Origin of the sequence: Massilia sp. 2TAF26 (genome assembly GCF_052115005.1) — a bacterium.
Taxonomy (GTDB): Bacteria; Pseudomonadota; Gammaproteobacteria; order Burkholderiales; family Burkholderiaceae_D; genus Telluria.
The window spans coordinates 225,632-246,460 of the sequence record NZ_JBFRFV010000001.1; the positions used below are offsets into that span (position 1 = coordinate 225,632).

Sequence of the window (20,829 nt, forward strand, 5' to 3'; positions counted from 1 at the left end):
CCTTTTCCCTTACCACCAAGAACAATATGTCGTTCGCTTCGCTCGGCCTGATCGACCAGATCGTCCGCACCCTGTCCGCCCTTTCGTACAATTCGCCGACCCCGGTCCAGTCGCAGGCGATTCCCGCCGTGCTGGCCGGCCGCGACGTGATGGCCGCCGCCCAGACCGGCACCGGCAAGACCGCCGGCTTCGCCCTGCCCCTGCTGCAGCGCCTGGTCATGGACGGCATGCAGGTGAACAGCAACTCGGCAAGAGCCCTGGTGCTGGTGCCGACCCGCGAACTGGCCGAACAGGTCCACCAGAGCGTGCGCGCGTATGGCGAAGGCTTGCCGCTGCGGACCATGGTCGCCTACGGCGGCGTCAGCATCAATCCGCAGATGATGCGCCTGCGCAAGGGCGTCGACCTGCTGGTGGCCACGCCGGGCCGCCTGCTCGACCTGCAGCGCCAGAACGCCCTGCGCTTCAACCAGGTGCAGACCCTGGTGCTGGACGAGGCCGACCGCATGCTGGATCTCGGCTTTTCGCGCGACATCGACCAGCTGCTGGCCCTGCTGCCCAAGCGCCGCCAGACCCTGCTGTTCTCGGCCACCTTCTCCGATCCGATCCGCGCCCTCGCCACGAAACTGCTGCGCGATCCGGTCAGCATCGAAGCCAGCCCGCGCAACACGACGGTCAAGGCGATCCGCCAATGGATCGTCCCGGTCGACAAGAAAAGGAAACCCGAGCTCTTCCTGCACCTGCTGAAGCGCCACGCCTGGCCGCAAGCCCTGGTGTTCGTCAAGACCCGCAAGGGCGTCGACCAGCTGGTCGAGCTGCTGGAGGCAAAGGGCTTCAGCGCCGACTCGATCCACGGCGACAAGCCGCAACCGGCGCGCCTGCGTGCGCTGGAGCGTTTCAAGGCCGGCGAGGTGAAGATCCTGGTGGCGACGGACGTCGCCGCGCGCGGCATCGACATCGACGAACTGCCGGTGGTGGTGAACGTCGACCTGCCGATCGTGGCCGAGGATTACGTCCACCGCAGCGGCCGCACGGGCCGCGCCGGCGCCTCGGGCGAGGCGGTGTCACTGGTGTGTGCCGACGAGGTGCAGCAGCTGGCGGCGATCGAGCAGCTGACCAGGCAGACGCTCGAGCGCCGCGAGGAACCCGGCTTCTCCCCCGACCACCGGGTGCCGGAGACGGATGCCGGCGGCCAGATCGTCAAGAAACCGAAGAAGCCGAAGAAGCCGAAGCATGGCGCTTCGGCCAAGGGCGATGCACCGGTCGTGCAGGAAGATGTGCGTTTCCGCCGCTGATGCGCGGCGCCTGGAAGATTACTGGCCGCGGGTCTCGGCGTCGATCTTCGAATGCGCGGCCGTGTCGCGCATGAAGAAGCAGACCACCAGGGTGCAGGCGATGACGGCGGTGGCGTACCAGTAGAAACCGCTTTCCATCTGCTCCGACTTGAACCACAGGGCCAGGTACTCGGCGGTGCCGCCGAACACCGATACCGCGAAGGCATACGGCACGCCGACGCCGGTGGCGCGGATGGTGGCCGGGAACAGCTCGGCCTTCACCAGGGCGTTGATCGAGGTGTAGCCGGTCACAATGATCCAGGCGCAGGCGATCAGGATGAAGGCTTCCCACGGGCCGCTGGCGTTGCGGATGGCGGTCAGCAGCGGCACCGTGAACAGGGTGCCGAGCAGGGCGAAGCCCACCAGCAGCGGACGGCGGCCGATGCGGTCCGACAGCGCGCCGTAGAGCGGCTGCAGGCACATCGCGAACAGCAGAGAGGCGGCCGAGACGGCGGTGGTCTGCGCATCCGTCAGGCCCACCGACAGGCGCAGGAATTTCTGCATATAGGTGGTGTAGACGTAAAAGGCCAGGGTGCCGCCCATGGTCAGGCCGACCACCAGCAGGACTTCGCGCGGATGCTGGGCCAGCTGCTTCAGGCCGCCCATGGCCTTGGATTTCTTGCGCGCGGCTTCGAAGGACGCGGTCTCCGGCATGTCGTGACGCATGCGCAGGGCCAGCAGGGCCAGGCAGGCGCCGGCGAGGAAGGGGATGCGCCAGCCCCAGGCGCGCAGCTGCTCGGCGTCGAGCAGGTAGCGCTGCAGCACCAGCAGGAGCAGCAGGGCCAGCAACTGGCCGCCGATCAGGGTCACGTACTGGAAGCTGCTGTAGAAGCCGCGGTGCCTGGAGTCCGCCATTTCAGACAGATAGGTGGCGCTGGCGCCGTACTCGCCGCCCAGGCTCAGGCCCTGCAGCAGGCGCGCCAGCAGCAGGATGCAGGGCGACAGGATGCCGGCCGTCGCATAGGTGGGTGCGCAGGCGATCAGCAGCGAGCCGAAGCACATCAGCAGCACCGAAGTCATGAGCGCTTTCTTGCGGCCGAGGCGGTCGCCGATGTGGCCGAACAGGATGCCGCCGATCGGACGCACGAAGAAGCCGAGGGCGAAGATGCCCGCCGTCGACATCATCTGCGCGGTCGGGTCCTGCTTCGGGAAGAAGGAACTGGCGAAATAAAGGGCGAAGGCGGAGTAGCAGTAGAAGTCGAACCACTCGACCAGGTTGCCGGCCGAACCGACGAAGATGGCGCGCAGGCGCTTGCCGGAGATGCGCTCGGCGGCATCGCTGCGGCCGTCGAGGGCCGTCTTTGTTGTGACAGTGTTCATTGTTGTCTCCTTTTACAAGGGCTCCACTATCGCGGCCGCCGGCGGCGCACGCATCCGCAATCCCGGCGCCCCCTCCTCCGTAAAACTACGGAGAAGCATTCCAAAGCCCGGCCGCAACTGCTATCGTTCGACGATGTCCATCACACGCCACTGGCGCAGGCTGCTCGCCGCCGCGCTCGCCCTGATCCTGATCGTGGTCTCGGGCAGCCTGGCCGAACAGCACGAGCTGCAGTCCAAGACCGAAGCCCTGCGCCAGGCCGCCGCCGCCAACGCCCTGGGCCTGCGCGGCCTGGTCGAAAAGCACAACTTCCTCCCGCATGCCGCCGCCCGCCATCCGGACGTGCAGCAGCTGCTGCGCACCCCGCGCGACGCGGCCCTGCGGGCGCGCGTCAACGATTACTTCGCCGACCTGCAATCCACCACCGGCGCCGCCGCCCTCTACCTGGTCGACCGCGAAGGACTGACGCTGGCCGCCAGCAACTGGAACCTGCCGTCCAGCTTCGTCGGCGAGTCCTACCGCCGGCGCCCCTATTTCGAGGACGCCGTGCAGGGCCGGCGCGGCCTGTTTTACGGCCTCGGCCTCACCACCGGCCAGTCCGGCCTCTTCATCGCCGAACCGGTGCGGGTGCAGGGCGCGGTGACCGGCGTCATGGTGGTCAAGATCAGCCTGGAGCCGTTGCAGGCCGCCTGGATGCGCGGCGCCGATCCGGTGGTGCTCAGGGACAGCCGCGGCATCGTCTTCCTCAGCGCCGTGCCGGACTGGCTGTTCCGCAGCATCCGGCCGCTGTCCGCTCCAGATACGCGCTGGGTGACGGAACACGGCCAGTACGGCGGCCGCGCGCGCTTCGATGCGCTGCCATGGAAGATCGAGCCGCGGCCCGACACGCCCGGCTTCGTCCTGCGCACCAGCGTCCAGGGACGCCGTGTGAAGCTGCTCGCGCTCGACACCCCGCTGCCGGAACTCGGCTGGACCCTTACCGTCACCACCGACATGAAGGAAGTGACGCAGGCGCGCCAGGGTGCGCTCGCGCTCAGCGCCCTGGCCGTCGCCCTGCTGCTGCTCGGCCTCCTGTACTGGCGCCTGCGCGAAAGGCGCTTCGTCGAGCAGCGTTCGGCCAGGCTCGAGCTGGAGCACCGGGTCGAGGAGCGCACCCGCGACCTTGAAGAAGCCCACGCCTTCCGCAAGGCGATGGAGGACTCGCTGCTGGTCGGCATGCGGGCGCGCGACCCGGAGGGCAAGATCATCTACGTGAATCCGGCGCTGTGCGCGATGGTCGGCTACAGCGCCGGGGAACTGCTGGGACGCCGCCCGCCCTACCCCTACTGGCACCCGGACGACCTGGAAAAGCACGCCAGCGACAGCGACGAGGCCCTGCAGGGACGCGCCGCGCCGCACGGCTTCGAATCGCGCATCCGCCACAAGGATGGCCACGACGTGATCACCATGGTCTACACCGCCCCGCTGGTCGATGCCCAGGGCGTGCACCGCGGCTGGATGAGCTCCGTGGTCGACATCACCGCCCAGAAGCAGGCCGAAGCCCGCCAGCGCGACCAGGAACTGCGCCTGCAGCGCAGCGCGCGCCTGGCGAGCGTCGGCGAGATGGCGTCCACGCTGGCGCATGAACTCAACCAGCCGCTGATGGCGCTGTCGAATTTCGCCGCCGCGGCGCGTGCGCTCGCCGCCCAGCACTCATCGAAGGAGATGCTGGCCGGCGCGCTCGACGAGATCGTCGGCCAGTCGAAGCGCGCCAGCGAGATCGTCAAGCGGGTGCGCGCCTTCATCAATCCGCAGCGCGCGCATTACGAGATCCTGACCATGGAGAGCGTCATCGCCCACGCGGAGATCCTGCTCAGGCCCGAGCTGCAGCGCGATGGCGTCAGCCTGCGCCTGATGCTGGAAGACGCCGACGCCCCGCTGCGCGGCGACCGGGTGCTGCTCGAGCAGGTGCTGGTCAACCTGGTCCACAATGCCCTGCACGCGATGCAGGAGCAGCCGCAACGCCAGCCGCCGGCGCGCCGCAGCATCGAACTCGGCTGCCGGCGCGAGGGCCCGCTCCTGCGCATCACCGTCGCCGACCGCGGGCCGGGGATCCCGCCCGAACAGCTCGAACAGGTGTTCGCGCCCTTCTTCACCACCCGCGCCGACGGTCTCGGCCTCGGCCTGAACATCTGCCGCACCATCGTCGAAGCCCACGGCGGTTCCATGACCGTCGAAAACCGGCCCGGCGGCGGCGCCGCCTTTTCCTTCACGCTGCCCACCGTATCATGAAAGACATGCCTCTCACGCTCTACGTCGTCGACGACGACGAAGCCCTGCGCCGTTCCCTGATCCTGCTGCTGTTTTCCCAGGGACTGGCGGTGCAGGCCTTCGAGTCCGGCGAAGCCTTCCTCGACGCCGTCGACATGCGCCAGCCCGGCTGCGTGATCCTCGACCTGCGCATGACGGGGATGAGCGGACTGGCCGTGTTCGAGCGCCTGCTCGCCGAACACAGCCCGCTGGTGACCCTGTTCCTGTCAGCCCACGGCGACATCCCGACCGCGCTGGAAGCGGTCCGGCGCGGCGCCTACGACTGGGTGGAGAAGCCGGATACCCAGCAGCTATTGGAGAAGCTGCCGGCCGCCATCGCCCAGGCCAGGGCCCGCGCCCAGGCGCTGCGCATGTGGGCGGAGCTGACGCCGCGCGAACGGGAGGTGGCGCGCCTGGTGGGACTGGGCCAGCCGAACAAGGAAATCGCCCGCATCCTGGTGCCGCCCTGCGGCCCGCGCTCGGTGGAGACCCACCGCGCCAACATCTTCAGCAAGCTGCAGTGCGCGAACGACAACGAGCTGGGACGCTGGCTGGCGGCGCATCCGTGGCTGGACTAGGCCTATCGTTGTCGGTCCGCGTGCCCACCATTGTTTAGGCGCTGGCGAATGCGCGGATCAGGCGATTGAAGGACGCCGGATGCGTCACGTTCATCCCATGCGAGGCGCCGGCGATGCTCTGCTTTTCCGCCTGCGGGATCCACTCGACGAGGCTGTCCACGTTATCGCGGTACATGCGCGGGCTGCGTTCTCCGGCGATCAAGAGGGTCCTGCATCGCAGCTCGCCCGCTTCGGCGCGCGTATAGGCGGGCAAGGGGTCGCGGAACTGCTTCGGCAGGGTCGACGCGTTGTCGGCCGCCATGGTGCGGAAGTTCGATGAACTCCGGCGCCAGATGCCGGGCATGCTGACCGAATCCACGAACATCTCCAGGCCGGCCTCGATCTCGCCATGGTTGACCAGGTCCGCGACCTTCTCGCGCAGCTGCAGGGTCGCCAGCGGCATCGCCGCCTCGGGCTTGCCCTCGATTTGCAAGGGACCGCCCGGATCGGCAAGCGTCAGCGTCTTCACCAGTTGCGGATACTCGCGCGCCAGGTGGAAGGCGACGCAGCCGCCGCGCGAATGGCCGACCAGGTGGACCGGGCCGAGATTCATGCCCGCGATGAACTCGGCGACTTCCGCCACATGCCGGCGCCAGCCGAATTCGCCTTCGTTGTCGTCAGCGTCGACGTTGGCCGGCCAGTAGTGGCTCAGGCTGACGGACACGCAGAGGAAGTCCTTGGCCAGCACCGCCGTCTGGGCATTCCAGTAGCGGTAGTCGCACAGCGATCCGTGCACGAACAGCAGCGGCTCTCCGGAACCGCTCGCCACATAGGGCATGCGGATGCCGGAGCGGAGGGTGGCGAAGTACACCTCGGCGATGGAAAGGCTGGGCAGGTCGGTTCGTGCGTTCATGGTCTAACTCCTTTCCAGTACTATGCACCACACGGCAGTCCAAGAAAATCGCATAATACTGATCGTAACGATCAATTTTTCTGATAGCGATGAAAACACTCGACCTCGACGTACTCACCATGATGGTGGCGGTGGCCGATACCGGCAACATCAGCCGCGCGGCGGAAGTCGTGCACCGCTCGCAATCGGCGGTGAGCATGCAGATCCGCTCGCTGGAGACGGCGATCGGCAAGCCGCTGTTCGTGCGCGGGCCGCGCAGCGTCACGCCGACCCAGGACGGCGAGGTCCTGCTGAGCTTCGCGCGGCGCATGCTGGCCCTGCGCGACGAAGCCTGGGCCGCGGTCGTAAGGCCGGACATCACGGGCCGCGTCGTCATCGGCGTGCCCGACGACTACGCGTCCTCGCTGCTGCCGTCCATCCTCAAGAAGTTCTCCGCCACCTATCCGAAGGTGCAGATCCAGGTGGTGGGCCTGCCCAGCGTGGCGCTGGCGCCGATGGTGAAGGACGGCTCGGTCGACCTGGTCTGCGCCACGCGCGTCAAAGGCCTGTCCGGAAAATTCATCCGCTACGAGCCGATGGTGTGGGCGGCCTCGCCCGGCGCGCGCGAGATCTGGAAGGAGGATCCGCTGCCGATCGCCGTCTTCCTGCCCGGCAGCGTGGCGCGCGAGAACGCGGTCCGCAGCCTGGAGCGGGCGAAGATCCCCTACCGCACTTCCTACGAGAGCCCCAGCCTCATGGGCCTGCTCAGCATGGTCGAGGCGGGACTGGCGGTGGCGCCGCTGGCGCGCTGCGCGGTGCCGGCGCATTTGAGCCTGCTCGGCCAGGCCCAGGGGCTGCCGGAAATCGACCCGCTCGAGCTGATCCTGGCGCGCAGCACGACATCGAAGCGTCCGCCCTGCGACTTCCTGGCCGAGAAGATTATGTCGGAGCTGAGCCGCTGAGGATCCGGGCCCGACTTCGGCTATCCTATCGACCTCGTCAACAAATTGCTCAGCCATGCAAATCTTTGGAATCGGCATCCACATCATCGTCGCCATCTTCTTCGCGATCCACGCGGTACGGAATCATCGCGAGATGTACTGGCTGCTCGTGCTCTTCCTCTTCCCCCTGCTGGGCAGCATCGTGTATTTCTTCGCCGTGTTCCTGCCCTCCTCGCGCTTCGACCAGTCGGCGGCGCGCGCCGGCCGCGCCCTGCAGGCCAGCCTGGATCCGGGCCGCGAGGTGCGCGACGCCCAGCGCGCCTTCGAGCTGACCCCGACCGCGCACAACCAGATGCGCCTGGCGCAGGCCCTGCTGGAAACCGGCCAGGCGGCCAAGGCCTCCGAGCAGTACGACGCCTGCCTGCAGGGCCCCTTTGCACGCGACGCCGAACTGCGCCTGGGCGCCGCCCGCGCCCGCCTGGCCGGCGGCAATGTGCAGGGCAGCATCGCCCTGCTGGAAGCGCTGGCGGCCGAGCAGCCGGGCTTCCGCACCGAACAGGTCGGCATCCTGCTGGGCCAGGCCTATGCCGCCGCCGGCCGTCAGGATGAAGCGGGCGCGCAATTCGCCGCCGCCGCCCACCGCTTCGGCAGCCTGGAAGCGCGCGCCGAACTGGCGATCTGGGCGCTCGCCAATGGCAAGCCCCAGGTGGCGGAGCCGGAACTGGAGGAAATCGAGCGCACCCGCAAGCACATGCCGGGCCACTCGCGCAAGCTGAATGCGGAGCTGTTCAGGCGGGTGGATGCGGCGCGGGCGCAGGCGCGCTGATCACCTGCCACCGATCTGGCCGGTCGAGCGCTGGATATCCTCGCGCATTTTCTGGTTGAGCTGCTGGAACTCGCGCACCAGCCGGTCGCAGGGCGCCTTGTCGGCCTCGCACAGCGCGCTCATCTCGACATAGACCCGGCCGTCGGCCTGCTTGATGGCGCGCCGGACAGCGGCCGGGTACGCGTAGTGGCCGGGCGGCGTGAAGGACCACAGTTCATACTCGGGTTCGGGCAGGGTGATGACGGTCCAGCCGTCCGGCTGCGTCACCTGGACAATGGCGCCGGGCCGCGCCTTGAGCCCGGCCAGCGCTTCGGCCACGGTCCTGTAGCCGGATTTCGCGAAAGCGCCCGGGCTCTCCTTCAGGGGCGCGTCGGTTTGCGCCCAACAGGGCTTGGCCAGGGCCAGCGCGGCCGCCAGCAGGCACAGGTATCGCCTCATCCGGGTTTCTCCTTTCATCGCAGCTCCAGCCAGAACTTGCGCACGCCCTCGTCCTCGTCCACCGGTCCCACCGTGAAGCCGAGCTTCTTCACCAGCCCGATCACCGGCGCATTCTGCGGCAGCGCCTCGCCGACGATCTCGCGGGTCCCGCGCGCGCGGCAGTAGGCGATCAGCTTATCCATCAGCATGCGGCCCAGGCCCTTGCCCTTCAGGTCGGAGCGCACCGTCACCGCGAACTCCGCGCTGACATTGTCCGGGTCCGCCACCACCCTGCCCACGCCCAGGGTTTCGTCATGCCCGTCCGGACCGGGGCGGGTGGCGATGAAGGCCATCTCCCGGTCGTAGTCGATCTGCGTGAAGCGCGCCAGCTGGGCGGGCTGCAGCTCGCGCACGCGCACGAACATGCGGTAGCGGACGTCGTCGGGCGTCAGCGCATTGAAGAATTCGACGTGGGCCGGGCCGTCCTCCGGGCGGATCGGGCGCAGCAGGACGGTGCCGCCATCCCATGGCACGACTTCTTCCAGCTCGGCCGGATAGGGGCGGATCGCCAGGCGGTCGAGGGTGGAGCCGGAGCGGTCCGCCATGCCGATCCGCATGCGGGCGTCCAGCACCATCGCGCCGCGGCTGTCGGCCAGCAGCGGGTTGATGTCGAGCTCCACGATCTCCGGCACGTCGGCCACCAGGCGCGAGACCTGGACCAGCACCGCCTCGATCGCCTCCATGTTCGCCTTCGGATGGTTGCGGTAGCCCTCGAGCAGGCGCGCGATCCGGGTGCGCGCCACCAGTTCCTGGGCCAGCACGGTGTTCAGCGGCGGCAGCGCCACCGCGTGGTCGGCCGCCGCCTCCACCGCCATGCCGCCCTGGCCGAACAGGATCACCGGACCGAACACCGGGTCGGTGGCGGCGCCCACGATCAGCTCGTGGGCTTCCGGATTACGCGCCATCGCCTGCACGATGAAGCCTTCCAGGCGCGCGCCCGGCTGCAGCTCCGACAGGCGCCGGCGCATCCGTTCGGCCGCCGCCAGCACCGCCTCGCCGCTGTCGAGGTCGAGGGTGACGCCGCCGACGTCGCTCTTCTGCGCCACGTCCGGCGACAGGATCTTGACCGCCACCGGATAGCCGATCTCGCCGGCGGCGCGCACCGCGTCCGCGGGCGTGGCGGCGGCGCGGGTCGGCACCACCGGGATGCCGTAGGCCGCGAGGATGGCCTTGGTGTCCGGGTCGGCCAGCATGTAGCGGCCCTTGTCGAGCGACTCGCGCACCAGGCGGCGCGCGCGCTCGCGGTCCGGATCGCCGTCGCCGACCGAGGCCGGCACCTGCATCAAGAGGTTCTGGCTCTCGCGGTAGTGCACGATCTGCAGGAAGCCGTTGACCGCGTCCTCGGGCGTGCGGTAGGCCGGCATGCCGGCGTCGGCGGCGATGGTGCGCGCCTCCAGCACCGACTGCACGCCCAGCCAGCAGCCCAGCACATTGCGCGATGAACTCCTGGCCAGCGGCGCCACCGCGCGCGCCACGTCGGCCGGCTCGACCACGGCGTTCGGCGCATGGATCATCAGCACCGCGTTGGCGCCCGGATCGTGCAGCAGCACCTCGATGACGTCGCGGTAGCGCTCGGGCGGGGCGTCGCCGCGCAGGTTCAGCGGACCGCTGCCGCGCCATTCCGGCACCAGCTCGCGCAGCCTGGCCACCGTGGCTTCCGACAGCACGGCGGCATGGCCGCCGCCGTACTGCAGCGCGTCCAGGGCCAGCACCACCGGGCCGGCGCCGTTGCCGATGATGGCGAGGCGGTCGCCGTACAGGGGCTTGGCGCGCGCCAGGGTCTCGACCGCCGCGAACAGCTGCTCGGTGGTGTACACCCGCAGCATGCCGGCGCGGCGGATGGCGGCGCCGTAGACGTCGTCGGGGGTCGCCAGCACGCCGGACAGGCAGGCGCCGGCGCTCGCCGCCTCCAGCGAGCGCCCGGCCTTCAGCACCACGGTCGGCTTGCTGCGCGCCGCCGCCCGCGCCGCCGACATGAACTTGCGTGCATAGCGCAGGCTCTCGATGTGCAGCAGGATGGCGCTGGTGCCGGGGTCGCTGGCCAGGTAGTCCAGCACGTCGCCGAAGTCGACGTCGGCCGACTCGCCCAGCGAGACGAAGCTGGAAAAGCCGATCCCGCGCGTGCGCGCCCAGTCCAGCACCCCGGTCATCAGGGCGCCGGATTCGGAGACGAAGGCGATCCGTCCGGGCGCCGCGCCGCCGGCGGCGATGCTGGCGTTCAGGCCGATGCCCGGCGCCAGCAGGCCGGCGCTGTTGGCGCCGAGGATGCGCAGCAGGTAGGGATTGGCGGCGTCCAGCATGGCCTGCCGCAGGCTGCGTCCGCGGGCATCGCGTCCGGTCGCGACGCCGGCGCTCATGACGATGGCGGCGCGGGTACCGAGTTCGCCCAACGCCTTGACGATGCCGGGCACGGTGTGCGGCGGCGTGCAGACGATGGCGAGGTCGGGCGCCGCGGGCAGGCTGGCCACGTCGGGCCAGGCGCGCAGGCCGGCGATGCTCTCGTACTTCGGATTGACCGGGTACAGGGTGCCCTTGAAGCCGCCCTCCCGCAGGTTGCGCAGCATGGTGGCGCCGACGCTGCCGGGACGCTCGGTGGCGCCGACCAGGGCCACCGATTTCGGTGCGAACAGTTGGCGCAGGTTACGGACGCTCATGCCCCTGCCTCCAGCGGGCGCATGCAGCCGTGCAAGCCGATGCTGCCGGATTGGCTACACTGGCCCCAGGCAAATACAAGGCACAGGACCAGGACATGAGCACCGGGCAGGACGAAGAAGAAAAGAAAAGCGGCTCGCTGAAAGTGATCTACGCGGCCATCGCCGCCAACCTCGGCATCGCCGTCAGCAAGTTCATCGTGGCCGGCATCACCGGCAGCGCGGCGATGCTGGCCGAAGGCATCCACTCGGCGGTGGACACCGGCAACGAGGTGCTGCTGCTGATCGGCGAGCGCAACAGCGCCAAGCCACCCGACGCCAAGCATCCCTTCGGCTACGGCAAGGAGCTGTACTTCTGGGCTCTGATCGTGGCCCTGTCCGTGTTCTCGCTGGGCGGCGGGCTCTCGATCTACCACGGCATCGATGCGCTGCGCCATCCGGAACCGCTGCGGGATCCGACCTGGAACTATGTGGTGCTGGGCGTCTCGGCGCTGTTCGAAGGCTATAGCTGGAACGTCTCGCGCAAGGCCCTCAACAAGCGAAGGAAACCCGGCACCTCGCTGTGGCAGACCATGCGCGCGAGTAAAGACGCTTCCGTGTTCACCGTCTTCATCGAGGATTCGGCAGCCCTGATCGGCCTGGCCATCGCGGCCCTCGGCATCGTGCTCGGCCAGGTCTTCGACAAGCCTTACTTCGATCCGGCCGCCTCGGTGCTGATCGGCCTGCTGCTGGTAGGCGCCGCCTTCACGCTGGCGCGCGAGACCGGGGCGCTGCTGGTCGGCGAAAGCATCGGCGCGGACGCCACCCGCAAGGTGCGCGGCGTGTTCGAGCAGGACCCGGCGATCGAGAGCGTGAGCGCCCTGCAGAGCATGCAGCTGGGGCCGGACGAGGTGCTGCTGACGGCCGCGGTTCAGTTCCGGCGCGGCATGCGGATCGACGAAGTGGAGGCGGCGATCGAGCGCCTGGAAAACGCGGTGACGGCGCTGTATCCCTCGATCCGGCATATCTATTTCGAATCGGGCGCGCTGCGTGCGGCGATGGGCTGACAGGGCCGCTGGACTCATTGGGTTGCCTCCGTCGACGATGGCGTTGGCACAATGCTACCACCTTATCCGGAACGCCCATGGCCTCGCAACGTCAGCCGTGCAGCACCGCGGTGCCAGGCACGCGTGCTAGAATGGCCGCGTGAAATCCATCCTCCGACTGCTGCTCGTGTGTTACCTGCTGCTGGCGCTGCCCTTCCAGGCATTCGCTTCGGCAAGCATGCGCCTGCCCGCCGCGCCGGTGCAGCAGCCGCCCTGCCACCAGCAGCTGGCGCAGGGGTCGATGGATGGCCAGCATCACGACCACAAGGCAGTGGCCGGCCATGAAAAAGGCAAGTGCGGCACTTGCGCCGCCTGCTGCGTGGGCGCCGCGATGGCGCCCAGCCTGCCCGCATCACCGGCGCTGGCCCCACCCAGCACCATGCTGATTCCCTTCCGCGCCTGCCACCTGCCGAGCGTCGATCCGGTCCTCCTCGAACGACCTCCCACTAGCTTCGTCGCCTGATTTCACGCGCCGTCGCCCTGTGGGCCAACGGCTGTCATCACGCATTTCGACGAGGTTCGCATGAAACACCAATCATCCCTGGCAAGCGCTTGCGCCTGCCTGCTGCTGGCCATGGCCGGCGTCCACGCTCACGCCCGGCAGGCCGCGGCCGCCGCTGCCGATCCCCAGGCCGCCGTGCCGGCCACTCAATACCAGTCCGTCCTCGGCCACCAGCCCGAGGCGGCGCCCGAGACCAGCCCGGACCGCAACTGGACCCGCGCCAACGACACCGTGGCCGCCACCAATTCGATGTCGCTGACCATGAAAGGCATGGGTGGCCACGGCGGGCACGACCACGCGGCCATGCAGGGCATGCAGGGCATGCAGGGAATGCAGAGCCCCGCCGCGCCGGCAATGTGCAAGCCGGCCGGCGGCAAGGAAGGCGACGCCATGCAATGCGGTTCCGGGAACAAGTCCGGCGACGGCAAGATGTCCTGCTGCGCATCCTGCCCCTGCATGGACAAAATGGACAAGATGGACAAGATGAAGATGCCGAAGGAGACACCATGAGTTTCAAACTGTTGGGCGCCCCGCTGGCGCTGGCCGTCCTGGCCGGCTGCACGACGGTGGCGCCGGACGGCGGCTTCGGCAGCGTGGCCGGCACCGCGCACAGCCACATCGGGGCCGAACCGCGCCTGGCGCGCGACGATGCCGCCGTCCGCGAACTGGCGCAATCGGTGCAGGCCATGCTGGGCAAGCCGCTCGGCATGGACGATGCCGTCAAGGTGGCCGTGCTGGCCAATCCCGGCCTGCAGGCGAGCTACTGGAAGGTCGGCATCGCCCAGGCCGACCTGGCCCAGGCCGGCCGCCTGCCGAATCCGGTGCTCGACTTCAAGCACGTGTCGAACGCCGGCGATATCGCCATCGAGCGCACCTTCACCGTCAACCTGGTCAGGCTGCTGACCCTGCCGCTGGCCTCCCGCCTTGAGGCGCAGCGCTTCGAGCAGGTCAAGCTGGAAGTGGCGCGCGAGATCGAACGGCATGCGCGCGACACCCGCATCGCCTGGGTCGAGGCGGTGGCGGCGAACCAGGCGCTCGAGTATGCGCGCCAGGTCGATGCGGCGGCCGAGGCCAGCGCAGAACTGGCCGGACGCATGGCCAGGGTGGGCAATATGAGCCAGCTCGACCTGGCGCGCGAACAGCTCTTCCACGCCGAGACCGGCGCCGCCCTGGCACGCGCAGGCAAGACGGCCGTGGCGGCGCGCGAAAAGCTCACCCGCCTGCTCGGCCTGTGGGGCAAGGACGCGCAGTACAGCCTGCCCGCGCACCTGCCCGAACTGCCCGCCGCGCCGGCCAGCCTGGTCGACGTCGAGCGCCTCGCCCTGTCCCAGCGCCTCGACGTGCAGGCCGCCAGGCTGGATGCCGAGGCCACCGCCGCCAATCTCGGGCTGACCAGGACGACCCGCTTCGTCAACGTGCTCGACCTCGGCTTCGTGAACGACACCACGACCGGCGCACCGAGCGCGCGCGGCTACGAGCTCACGCTGGAACTGCCGTTGTTCGACTGGGGCGGCGCACGGGTGGCGCGGGCCGAGGGCGTCTACATGCAGGCGGTGAACCGCGTCGCCCAGACCGCCGTCACGGCGCGCAGCGAAGCCCGCGAGAGCTATCTCGACTACCGCAGCGCCTACGACGTCGCCGCGCATTACCGCGATACCGTGATCCCGCTGCGCAAGCGGATCTCGAAGGAAGTCCTGTTGCGCTACAACGGCATGCTGCTGTCGACCCGCGAGCTGCTGGTCGATTCGCGCGAACAGGCGAACGCGGTCTCGGCCTATATCGAGGCAATGAAGGAGTTCTGGACCGCCCATGCGACGCTCGAAGCCTCGCTCGGCATGCGGCTCGAACAACAGGATCACAAGGATCACGTCAAGGAACACGCAGAATGACATCCCGCAGGAATTTCCTCAGCGGCGCCGGCGCCGCCATGGTCGGCGCATCGCTGGTCAGCAAGGCCGCAGCCGCCGCCATCCCCGAAGCCCCGCAACAGAGTTCGGCCGGCACCGCGCCGCCCCTTAGCCCGCCGAACGGGCGTCCCTACAACCCGGTCGTCACCCTGAACGGCTGGACCCTGCCCTGGCGCATGAAGGACGGCGTCAAGGAGTTCCACCTGGTAGCCGAGCCGGTAGTGCGCGAGATCGCACCCGGCATGAAAGCGAATCTGTGGGGCTACAACGGCCAGAGCCCGGGGCCGACCATCGAAGTGGTCGAGGGCGACCGCGTGCGCATCTTCGTCACCAATAAACTGCCGGAAGCGACCAGCATCCACTGGCACGGCCAGTTCCTGCCGAACGGAATGGACGGCGTGGCGGGCCTGAGCCAGCCTGCCATCGCGCCGGGCAAGACCTATGTGTATGAATTCGTGGCGCGCTATGCCGGCACCTTCATGTACCACCCGCACGCCGACGAGATGGCGCAGATCGGGATGGGCATGATGGGTTCCTGGGTCACGCATCCGAAGGACCCGCGCCAGCACGCGGTGGACCGCGACTTCGTGTTCCTGCTGAACGCCTACGACATCGAGCCGGGCGGCTACACGCCGAACGTGAACACCATGCTCGACTTTAATATCTGGACCATCAACAGCCGCGCCTTCCCCGGCACCGATGCCATGGTGGTTCGACGCGACGACCGCGTGCGCATCCGTATCGGCAATCTGTCGATGACCAACCACCCCTTCCACATCCACGGCCACCGCTTCGAGATCACCGGAACGGACGGCGGCTGGATTCCGCCGGCGGCGCGCTGGCCGGAAGTCACGGTCGACATCGGCGTGGGCCAGATGCGCGCGATCGAGTTCCATGCCGACGCCCCCGGCGACTGGGCCTTCCACTGCCATAAATCCCACCACACCATGAACGCGATGGGCCACCAGGTGCCGAACATGATCGGCGTCGACCACCGCGGCGTGGCCAGGAAGATCAACGACCTGGTGCCCGGCTATATGGTGATGGGCGAGAAAGGCGGCTCGATGGGCGGCATGCGCATGCCGCTGCCGGAGAACACGCTGCCGATGATGGATGGCAAAGGTCCCTTCGGCGAGATCGAAATGGGCGGCATGTTCACCATGATCAAGGTGCGCGAAGGCCTGGCCCGCGGCGACTACCGCGATCCGGGCTGGTACCGGCATCCGGCGGGCACGGTGGCGCGGGAGTGGACGGGGGCGCCGCCGGAGACGGTGCGGGCGCCGGCCACGCCGGCGGCACCGGATGAACCGGTGGCGACCGTCAAGCGCGGCGGAGGCCACAGCGGCCATTAGCCTTCGGATTTTCCGAAGGCTGCCCCTGGTATTGCCAGATTGCGAAGGCGCCGCCCGGCCTCTAAGATCCTTGCATGAATGCGATGATCTTGACCTTTTCCGCGGGAATCGTGGCCGGTGCGATGAATGCGCTGGCCGGCGGCGGCTCCTTCGTCAGCCTGCCGGCGCTGATCGCGGCCGGTGTGCCTCCGGTCCAGGCGAACACGTCGAGCACGGTCGCCCTCTTCCCCGGCGGCCTGGCCAGCGCCTGGGCCTACCGCGACGGCTCGGTATCGGTCGGCCCGGTGCCGCTGCGTTCCCTGCTGCCGGCGACCCTGTGCGGCGGCCTGCTGGGCGCGGTCCTGCTGCTGAAGACCTCGTCCGCGGCCTTCAGCTTCGTGCTGCCCTGGCTGCTGCTGGTGGCCTCGCTGGCGCTGGCCTTCGGGCGGCGCGCCGGCGAAGTCCTGCGGGCGCGCTGGCACATCCACACGCATGCGGTGCTGGCGGTGCAGTTCGCGCTGGGCGTCTACGGCGGGTATTTTGGCGGGGCGGTCGGGATCATGATGATCGCCGTGTGGGGACTGCTCGACAACAGCGACCTGAAGCGCCTGAACGCCCCGCGCACGCTGCTGGTCAGCGCGGCGAACACGGTGGCGGTGCTGGCCTTCATCGCCGCCGGCGCGGTGCGCTGGCCAGAGACGCTGGCGATGCTGGCCGGCGCCGTCATCGGCGGCTACGGCGGCGCCCACGTCGGACGGCGCGCGCCGGCCAGGGTGATACGTGCGATGACCCTATGCGCCACCGCCTGCATCACGCTGGTATTCTTCCTAAAGACATACGCACCCGCCCTTCTGCACCATTGATACGATGCGAGGACGCCATGCTCGAGGCCTTGATGGCAACTATTGGAACCCTGGCGATCCTGGCCAGCATCGCAGCGAAGTTCATCACGCGCTCGGCCGCCACCTCCGGCCAGGCCGCCGGGGAGGCGCCGGAGCCGGTTAGCCCTTCTTGCGCAGCGCCGCGACCTGGGCGCGCAGCTCCGCGTTTTCGGCTTCCAGGCTGTCGCGCGCCGTCTTGGCGCCGACCAGTTCCATCTCCGCAGCCAGGCGGGCATCCGACAGCGTCGCATTCTGCGCCACGCCTTTCTCCAGCTGGGTCCGCAGGTCCGCCAGCTGGGCATCCTTGCCCTCGATCGCCAGCTGGTCCTTGGCCTTGCCGACCAGGGCCTCCATCGCCACCTGCTTTGCATTGCGCAGCTCGGCGTTGAGGCGCTCGATTTCCTCGTCGCGCTCGGCCACCGAGACCAGGGCGTCGTCGCGGGCAGCCGTGAGCTCGCCCAGCTGCTGCTGCAGCTCGCCGCGCTCGGTCTCGAGGGCATCGCCGGCTTCGCGCAGGGCTTCCAGTTCTTCCTCGTGACGGGCCAGCGCGGCGCGCGTGCCGGTGCCCGCCTCTTCGGCGAACTGCTGGGCCCAGCGCGCCAGTTCGGCGACCAGGTTCTGCGGCAGCTCGGCTTTCGGCGGCTCGGGCGGGGTTTCGTTGGCCGCGCGCCAGTCGGCCAGATGGCGGGAGATGGCGCTGGCGGAGCCGCCGCCGATGGCGTCGCGCACCGCGTCGATGGTCACCGGCGTGCCGCCGGCCTGGAGCTTACCGGCCGCCGCCGCTACGTCTTCGAAGTTCATAAATACCTATCCATTGTCGAAGGCCGTATGATACGACAGGCTCGTCCTCAAATTAAGCCCGGAAATCGTCCAGCGACTTGCCGCCGGCCAGGGCCTCGGCAATCCACTTCGGCTGGCGGCCGCGGCCGGTCCAGGTCTGCGACTTGTCGGCCGGGTTGCGGAAGCGCGCCTCGCCCTGCTGGCCATTGCCGCCTTTCCTGGCGCCGCCGGCTTTCGCGATCAGGTCCGACACCGGCACGCCGACGTCCTGGGCAATCGCCAGGATCTGCTCGCGCGCCTTGCGCACCTCATCCTTCTGGCGGGACTTGATCTCTTTCTCGATATCGAATTGCAGACCCTTGAGCTCGGCAAGGTTGTAGTTCGACAGGTCGGTCTTGGCCATGTGCGCGCCTTTCGTGTGCTGGTTGGGAAATTTGCATTCTCGCCAATTTTACATAACTGGCAATTTTCTGCCGCACTGGTCGATCGGGCGACATTCGCTCAAGGGCCAGCGCCGGCAAGCATCAGGAGCGCGCGCTCACCGGATAGCCGGCCGCGTCGATCGCCTGCGCAATCCGGTCCAGATCGGCCCTGCTGTCGATCTTCACCTTCTTGGTCGGCAAGTCGATGTCGACCTTGGCGTCCTGGTCGACTTCCTGGACGGCCTTGGTCACGCGGCCCACGCAGTGCTTGCAGCTCATGTCTTCTACAGTCAGTTGATACATCGTCGGTTCTCCTTGGGTTGAAACGGTTGAAACGTTTGAAACACTTGAAACGGGTGCTACGGCTACTTCACGCTGCTCCGGCGTCCAGCGCCGCAGCAGCAAGGCATTGGTGACCACACTGACCGAGCTGAGGGCCATCGCCGCCCCAGCCAATATCGGATTGAGCAGGCCCAGCGCCGCGACCGGGATCCCGACCACGTTGTAGACGAAGGCCCAGCCCAGGTTCTGGCGGATCTTGCGGTAGGTCGCGGACGAGATCGCGATGGCGTCCGCCACCAGCAGCGGGTCGCCGCGCATCAGGGTGATGCCGGCCGTGTGCATGGCGACGTCGGTGCCGCCGGCCATCGCGATGCCGACGTCGGCCGCGGCCAGGGCCGGGGCGTCGTTGATGCCGTCGCCGACCATCGCCACCTTGCCGCCCCGTTTATCGCCACCGCCACCGCCACCATTACCGGCCATCAGCGCGCGCACGGTGGCAGCCTTGTCGGCCGGCAGCACCTCGGCCACGTAGCGGCTCAGGCCCAGCTCGCGCGCCACCAGCGCCGCCGCGCCCTGGTTGTCGCCGGTGAGCATGACGGCATCCACGCCCATCGCCTTCAGGCGGGCGATGGCGGCTGCGCTGGTCGGCTTCAGGCGGTCGCCGAAGGCCAGCAGGCCGCGCACATCCACCTTTCCACCCTCTTCCACGGCCAGCCAGGACACGGTACGGCCATCCGCTTCGTGGCGGCGCGCGGCAGCTTCCCAGAGGCCGATGCCGGCGCCGGTCTCCTGCATCAGGCGGCGGTTGCCGAGATAAACCTTCGCGGCGCCGACCCGCGCCCGCACGCCGCGCCCCGGCAAGGCGCCGGCGTCAAAGGCGGCCGGCAGACGCAGTCCGCGTTCCTCGGCCGCCTGCGCCACCGCCTTCGCCAGCGGGTGCTCGCTGTACTGCTGGACGGCCCAGGCCAGCTCCAGCAGCGCATCGCCGCCTTCGACCGCCACCACCCGCGGCTTGCCTTCGGTGAGGGTGCCGGTCTTGTCGAACACCACGGTGCGCACCGCGTGGGCCGTCTCCAGCGCCTGGGCGTCCTTGATCAGGATGCCGTGGCGCGCCGCCACGCCGGTGCCGACCATGATCCCGGTCGGCGTCGCCAGGCCCAGCGCGCAGGGACAGGCGATCACCTGCACCGCCACCGCGTTCAGCAGGGCCTGCTGCCAGTCGCCCGTGGCCAGGCCCCAGCCGAGCAAGGTGACCAGGGAGATCAGCAGCACCGCCGGCACGAACACGGCGCTGACGCGGTCGACCAGGCGCTGGATCGGCGCCTTGACCGCCTGCGCATCCTCGACCATGCGGATGATGTGGGCCAGCATGGCGTCGGTACCGATCTTGGTCGCCTCGACCAGCAGCAGTCCTTCGCCATTGACGGCGCCGCCCAGCACGGGCTCGCCCGTGGTCCGCGCCACCGGCAGGCTCTCGCCGGTAAGCAGGGATTCGTCCAGGTGGCTGCCGCCTTCGAGCACGCGGCCGTCGGCTGGCACGCGCTCGCCGGGCCGCACCACCATCACGTCGCCGGCGTGCAGCGCTTCCAGCGGGATCTCTAGGTCCTGGCCGCCGCGCCGCACCAGGGCGGACTCCGGGCGCAGCGATTCCAGTGCGCGGATCGCCTCGACGGTCTGGCGCCTGGCCCGGCCTTCCAGCCACTTCCCGAGCAGCACCAGGGTGATCACCACCGCCGAGGATTCGAAATACAGGTGGGGCATGCGCTCGCCGGCCGGGACGGTGACCAGCTGATAGACCGACAGCGCATAGGCCGCCGAAGTGCCGATCGCCACCAGCAAATCCATATTGCCGGAACCGGCCCGCAGCGCCTTCCAGCCGGCGCGGTAGAAGCGCGCGCCCAGCCAGAACTGGACCGGAGTCGCCAGCAGCAGCTGGATCCAGCCCGGCAGCATCCAGCCGTGGGCGGTGTCGGTGCCGAACAGCTGGCCGAACATCGGCAGCACCAGCGGCAGGCTGAGGATGGCGGCGGCGGCCACCGGCCACCAGGACGGCAGGCCCGTCTTGCCCTCGTCTTCCGGCACATGGCGCTGGCCGCGCCGCAGCGGCGCCGCTTCGTAGCCGGCCTGCGCAACGGCGGCGACGATGGCGTCGGCATCCAGGGCCGCGCCGTGCACGGTCGCCTGCTCGGTGGCCAGGTTGACGCTGGCGTCGTCGACGCCGGGGACTTTCTTCAATGCCTTCTCGACGCGCGCCACGCAGGACGCGCAGGTCATGCCGCGTACCGCGAGCTGCAGCTCGGCCGGCGATTCCATCGTTTCCATGATTGCTCCTGTCATTTAACGACAGGATAATCCTT

At 68.9% G+C, this 20,829-nt stretch carries 18 protein-coding genes; 11 read left to right on the forward strand and 7 right to left on the reverse strand.

The window, feature by feature from the left end:
- Positions 1-26 precede the first annotated feature (26 nt).
- Positions 27-1,292, forward strand: coding sequence for a DEAD/DEAH box helicase (locus tag AB4Z32_RS01055; RefSeq protein WP_441933515.1), 1,266 nt, complete (start codon positions 27-29; stop codon positions 1,290-1,292).
- 18 nt (positions 1,293-1,310) lie between these two features.
- Here the strand turns inward: AB4Z32_RS01055 and AB4Z32_RS01060 are convergent, their stop codons facing one another.
- On the reverse strand, positions 1,311-2,651 hold the full coding sequence (locus tag AB4Z32_RS01060) for an MFS transporter (RefSeq protein WP_441933516.1): 1,341 nt from the start codon (positions 2,649-2,651) through the stop codon (positions 1,311-1,313).
- Between the two features lie 133 nt (positions 2,652-2,784).
- Here AB4Z32_RS01060 and AB4Z32_RS01065 point away from each other — a divergent pair, with 133 nt between their 5' ends.
- Both AB4Z32_RS01065 and AB4Z32_RS01070 read left to right on the forward strand, forming a co-directional pair.
- Positions 2,785-4,920: a sensor histidine kinase gene (locus AB4Z32_RS01065; protein ID WP_441933518.1), complete on the forward strand. Its 2,136-nt coding sequence runs from the start codon at positions 2,785-2,787 to the stop codon at positions 4,918-4,920.
- Positions 4,917-5,516, forward strand: a complete 600-nt coding sequence (locus tag AB4Z32_RS01070; RefSeq protein WP_441933520.1) for a response regulator transcription factor — start codon at positions 4,917-4,919, stop codon at positions 5,514-5,516. Before AB4Z32_RS01065 ends, AB4Z32_RS01070 begins: the two co-directional genes overlap by 4 nt.
- Positions 5,517-5,550: 34 nt before the next feature.
- Here AB4Z32_RS01070 and AB4Z32_RS01075 read toward each other — a convergent pair whose 3' ends face one another.
- Positions 5,551-6,408 (reverse strand): alpha/beta fold hydrolase, encoded by an 858-nt coding sequence (locus AB4Z32_RS01075; protein WP_441933522.1) that lies wholly within the window; start codon positions 6,406-6,408, stop codon positions 5,551-5,553.
- Positions 6,409-6,497: 89 nt separating this feature from the next.
- Here AB4Z32_RS01075 and AB4Z32_RS01080 point away from each other — a divergent pair, with 89 nt between their 5' ends.
- Both AB4Z32_RS01080 and AB4Z32_RS01085 read left to right on the forward strand, forming a co-directional pair.
- Positions 6,498-7,349, forward strand: coding sequence for a LysR substrate-binding domain-containing protein (locus AB4Z32_RS01080; RefSeq protein WP_441933524.1), 852 nt, complete (start codon positions 6,498-6,500; stop codon positions 7,347-7,349).
- 55 nt (positions 7,350-7,404) lie between these two features.
- Positions 7,405-8,154: a PLDc N-terminal domain-containing protein gene (locus AB4Z32_RS01085; protein ID WP_441933525.1), complete on the forward strand. Its 750-nt coding sequence runs from the start codon at positions 7,405-7,407 to the stop codon at positions 8,152-8,154.
- On the opposite strand, the gene AB4Z32_RS01090 is transcribed toward AB4Z32_RS01085, so the two are convergent.
- Positions 8,155-8,592: a hypothetical protein gene (locus AB4Z32_RS01090; protein ID WP_441933527.1), complete on the reverse strand. Its 438-nt coding sequence runs from the start codon at positions 8,590-8,592 to the stop codon at positions 8,155-8,157.
- Positions 8,593-8,606: 14 nt separating this feature from the next.
- Positions 8,607-11,285 carry a bifunctional acetate--CoA ligase family protein/GNAT family N-acetyltransferase gene (locus AB4Z32_RS01095; RefSeq protein ID WP_441933529.1) on the reverse strand — a complete coding sequence of 893 codons (2,679 nt, stop codon included), beginning with the start codon at positions 11,283-11,285 and terminating at the stop codon, positions 8,607-8,609.
- 95 nt (positions 11,286-11,380) lie between these two features.
- On the opposite strand from AB4Z32_RS01095, the gene AB4Z32_RS01100 reads away from it, so the two are divergent.
- The 6 genes from AB4Z32_RS01100 to AB4Z32_RS01125 all read left to right on the forward strand — a co-directional run bounded on the left by AB4Z32_RS01100 (position 11,381) and on the right by AB4Z32_RS01125 (position 16,970).
- Complete coding sequence (locus AB4Z32_RS01100; protein WP_441933531.1) at positions 11,381-12,328, forward strand: cation diffusion facilitator family transporter; 948 nt, start codon at positions 11,381-11,383, stop codon at positions 12,326-12,328.
- A gap of 139 nt (positions 12,329-12,467) precedes the next feature.
- A complete protein-coding gene (locus AB4Z32_RS01105) occupies positions 12,468-12,830 on the forward strand; it encodes a hypothetical protein (protein ID WP_441933533.1) in 363 nt (120 codons plus the stop codon).
- A gap of 60 nt (positions 12,831-12,890) precedes the next feature.
- Complete coding sequence (locus AB4Z32_RS01110) at positions 12,891-13,379, forward strand: hypothetical protein (protein ID WP_441933535.1); 489 nt, start codon at positions 12,891-12,893, stop codon at positions 13,377-13,379.
- On the forward strand, positions 13,376-14,758 hold the full coding sequence (locus tag AB4Z32_RS01115) for a TolC family protein (protein WP_441933536.1): 1,383 nt from the start codon (positions 13,376-13,378) through the stop codon (positions 14,756-14,758). Before AB4Z32_RS01110 ends, AB4Z32_RS01115 begins: the two co-directional genes overlap by 4 nt.
- Positions 14,755-16,128: a multicopper oxidase family protein gene (locus AB4Z32_RS01120; protein ID WP_441933538.1), complete on the forward strand. Its 1,374-nt coding sequence runs from the start codon at positions 14,755-14,757 to the stop codon at positions 16,126-16,128. Before AB4Z32_RS01115 ends, AB4Z32_RS01120 begins: the two co-directional genes overlap by 4 nt.
- 74 nt (positions 16,129-16,202) lie before the next feature.
- Positions 16,203-16,970: a sulfite exporter TauE/SafE family protein gene (locus AB4Z32_RS01125; RefSeq protein ID WP_441933540.1), complete on the forward strand. Its 768-nt coding sequence runs from the start codon at positions 16,203-16,205 to the stop codon at positions 16,968-16,970.
- Between the two features lie 138 nt (positions 16,971-17,108).
- On the opposite strand, the gene AB4Z32_RS01130 is transcribed toward AB4Z32_RS01125, so the two are convergent.
- The 3 genes from AB4Z32_RS01130 to AB4Z32_RS01140 all read right to left on the reverse strand — a co-directional run bounded on the left by AB4Z32_RS01130 (position 17,109) and on the right by AB4Z32_RS01140 (position 20,794).
- Positions 17,109-17,789 (reverse strand): DNA-binding protein, encoded by a 681-nt coding sequence (locus AB4Z32_RS01130; RefSeq protein WP_441933543.1) that lies wholly within the window; start codon positions 17,787-17,789, stop codon positions 17,109-17,111.
- Between the two features lie 52 nt (positions 17,790-17,841).
- The gene (locus tag AB4Z32_RS01135; RefSeq protein WP_441933545.1) at positions 17,842-18,171 is read right to left on the reverse strand and encodes an H-NS histone family protein; all 330 of its coding nucleotides are present in this window, start codon (positions 18,169-18,171) and stop codon (positions 17,842-17,844) included.
- A gap of 121 nt (positions 18,172-18,292) precedes the next feature.
- Positions 18,293-20,794, reverse strand: a complete 2,502-nt coding sequence (locus AB4Z32_RS01140) for a heavy metal translocating P-type ATPase (protein ID WP_441933547.1) — start codon at positions 20,792-20,794, stop codon at positions 18,293-18,295.
- Positions 20,795-20,829: the final 35 nt, after the last annotated feature.

What these genes read in the sequence shown, in the direction of transcription:
- AB4Z32_RS01140 (WP_441933547.1), bottom strand. Translation starts at nt 20,794, where the DNA reads ATGGAAACGATGGAATCGCCGGCCGAGCTGCAGCTCGCGGTACGCGGC.
- AB4Z32_RS01110 (WP_441933535.1), top strand. Translation starts at nt 12,891, where the DNA reads ATGAAACACCAATCATCCCTGGCAAGCGCTTGCGCCTGCCTGCTGCTG.
- AB4Z32_RS01130 (WP_441933543.1), bottom strand. Translation starts at nt 17,789, where the DNA reads ATGAACTTCGAAGACGTAGCGGCGGCGGCCGGTAAGCTCCAGGCCGGC.
- AB4Z32_RS01085 (WP_441933525.1), top strand. Translation starts at nt 7,405, where the DNA reads ATGCAAATCTTTGGAATCGGCATCCACATCATCGTCGCCATCTTCTTC.
- AB4Z32_RS01115 (WP_441933536.1), top strand. Translation starts at nt 13,376, where the DNA reads ATGAGTTTCAAACTGTTGGGCGCCCCGCTGGCGCTGGCCGTCCTGGCC.
- AB4Z32_RS01125 (WP_441933540.1), top strand. Translation starts at nt 16,203, where the DNA reads ATGAATGCGATGATCTTGACCTTTTCCGCGGGAATCGTGGCCGGTGCG.
- AB4Z32_RS01090 (WP_441933527.1), bottom strand. Translation starts at nt 8,592, where the DNA reads ATGAGGCGATACCTGTGCCTGCTGGCGGCCGCGCTGGCCCTGGCCAAG.
- AB4Z32_RS01100 (WP_441933531.1), top strand. Translation starts at nt 11,381, where the DNA reads ATGAGCACCGGGCAGGACGAAGAAGAAAAGAAAAGCGGCTCGCTGAAA.
- AB4Z32_RS01070 (WP_441933520.1), top strand. Translation starts at nt 4,917, where the DNA reads ATGAAAGACATGCCTCTCACGCTCTACGTCGTCGACGACGACGAAGCC.
- AB4Z32_RS01080 (WP_441933524.1), top strand. Translation starts at nt 6,498, where the DNA reads ATGAAAACACTCGACCTCGACGTACTCACCATGATGGTGGCGGTGGCC.
- AB4Z32_RS01120 (WP_441933538.1), top strand. Translation starts at nt 14,755, where the DNA reads ATGACATCCCGCAGGAATTTCCTCAGCGGCGCCGGCGCCGCCATGGTC.
- AB4Z32_RS01055 (WP_441933515.1), top strand. Translation starts at nt 27, where the DNA reads ATGTCGTTCGCTTCGCTCGGCCTGATCGACCAGATCGTCCGCACCCTG.
- AB4Z32_RS01060 (WP_441933516.1), bottom strand. Translation starts at nt 2,651, where the DNA reads ATGAACACTGTCACAACAAAGACGGCCCTCGACGGCCGCAGCGATGCC.
- AB4Z32_RS01095 (WP_441933529.1), bottom strand. Translation starts at nt 11,285, where the DNA reads ATGAGCGTCCGTAACCTGCGCCAACTGTTCGCACCGAAATCGGTGGCC.
- AB4Z32_RS01135 (WP_441933545.1), bottom strand. Translation starts at nt 18,171, where the DNA reads ATGGCCAAGACCGACCTGTCGAACTACAACCTTGCCGAGCTCAAGGGT.
- AB4Z32_RS01065 (WP_441933518.1), top strand. Translation starts at nt 2,785, where the DNA reads ATGTCCATCACACGCCACTGGCGCAGGCTGCTCGCCGCCGCGCTCGCC.
- AB4Z32_RS01075 (WP_441933522.1), bottom strand. Translation starts at nt 6,408, where the DNA reads ATGAACGCACGAACCGACCTGCCCAGCCTTTCCATCGCCGAGGTGTAC.